General features: G+C 77.0%; 1 protein-coding gene and 1 pseudogene. Both read right to left on the bottom strand.

Annotation, left to right across the window (positions count from 1 at the left end):
* Positions 1-646: pseudogene (locus KBX53_RS32845) on the bottom strand (DNA polymerase Y family protein); the annotation flags it as partial.
* Positions 643-1,368, bottom strand: a complete 726-nt coding sequence (locus KBX53_RS32840; RefSeq protein ID WP_030334553.1) for a hypothetical protein — start codon at positions 1,366-1,368, stop codon at positions 643-645. The pseudogene KBX53_RS32845 and the gene KBX53_RS32840, both read right to left, overlap by 4 nt.
* Positions 1,369-1,415: the final 47 nt, after the last annotated feature.

Below are 1,415 nucleotides of genomic sequence, written 5' to 3'. Positions count from 1 at the left end.
GGGCCAGCGCACCGTCGAACCCGAACCGGGCCAGCACGTCGCCGGCCGGCAGCGCGGCGAAGTCGCCGAGGGTACGCACCCCCAGCCGGCGCAGCAGGTCGGCCAGCGCCGACCGGCCGAGCGCCTCGACCGGCAACCCGGCCAGGAACTCCGGTGTCCCGCCCGGGGCCACCACCCGGCCGGCGCGAGCGGCCAACCCTGCCGCGAACACCCCGTCGGCGATGCCGACCTGGCTCTCCACCAGGCAGGACTGGGCCACGTGCTCGATGATCCGCTCAGCGGCCGCCTCCTCGCCGCCGAGGTAACGGCTCGGCCCCCGGGCGGCCACCGCGCAGGCGCCCGGACGGACCACCTCGACGCCGGCCACCAGTTCCTCCACCGCGGCGACCACCGGCTCGAACGCCCGGGCGTCCCGACCCGGGTCGTACTCCACGACGGTGAGTTGGGGGCAGCGGCCCTGCGCCTCCCGTTTGCGCAGGCCCCGACGCACCCCCTCGGCGCGGGCCCGCTCGGAGCAGGCGACCACCCGGTTGGCGTGCAGCACGGCGACCGGGCCGGTCGCCGGCACCCCGTCGACGATCTCGGCGGCGAGCACCGGCCAGTCCGGGCACCACAGCAGCAGGGTCCGTGCCGGCGCGCCGGTCATCCCCGACCGACCAGGGCGAGCGGCGCGGCCGACCGGCCCACGGGCGACGGCGGCGTACGAGGGATCACCCGGGTCAACTCGTCGCCCGGCAGCCAGACCTTGATCTCCTTGGGTCGGGCGGCCGCCCCGCGCCCGCGCGCCGAGACGGTGATCTCCCGGCGGCGCAACCGCCCCCGGCCCAGCCCGAGCCCCTCCCAGACACCACGGACCACCTGCAACGTCACGTCCGCGCCGTCCCACCGGCCGTACGGGACGAGCACACTGCCGCGCTGCCGGGCCCGGGCGGCCAACCGGGTGGCGACCGAGGCGGAGACCGTCGCCGGCACTGTGGTGACCACGACGTCCACCCCGTCGATCAGCGCGGCCACGACGGTGGCCCACTCCGGGCCGGGGTTCGGCACCAGGGCCAACCGGTCCAGGGCGATGCCCAGCTCAGCGGCCGCGCCCGCGCCGAACGTCGGCACCCCGACCACGGCACACCACGAGCCGGCCCGGGACGCCGCGGCGAGCAGGGCCAACATCAGTGAGGTGCCGCCGCTGCGGCTGGGCTGGCCGGCGGCGACCGCGATGGTGCTGCCCCGGCGCAGGCCCCGGTTGGGCAGCAGACCGGTCAACTCGGGCACCACCGGCAGCACCCGGTGGCCACCGACCGGGTCGGGTGCGCTCGCCGGGCGCACCAGATCGGCCAGCGCGGCGGAACCGACCACCATGCGGCCCGCCATTGGACCAACTCCCCCGTCGTTGCTGTGGATCAGATCAGGACCGGCAC

The organism is Micromonospora sp. M51 (assembly GCF_018070305.1).
Classification (GTDB): Bacteria; Actinomycetota; Actinomycetes; order Mycobacteriales; family Micromonosporaceae; genus Micromonospora; species Micromonospora parva.
The sequence above is the reverse complement of the archived record's forward strand: the minus strand, read 5'-3'. Positions and strand labels throughout refer to the sequence as shown.

What these genes read in the sequence shown, in the direction of transcription:
- KBX53_RS32840 (WP_030334553.1), bottom strand. Translation starts at nt 1,368, where the DNA reads ATGGCGGGCCGCATGGTGGTCGGTTCCGCCGCGCTGGCCGATCTGGTG.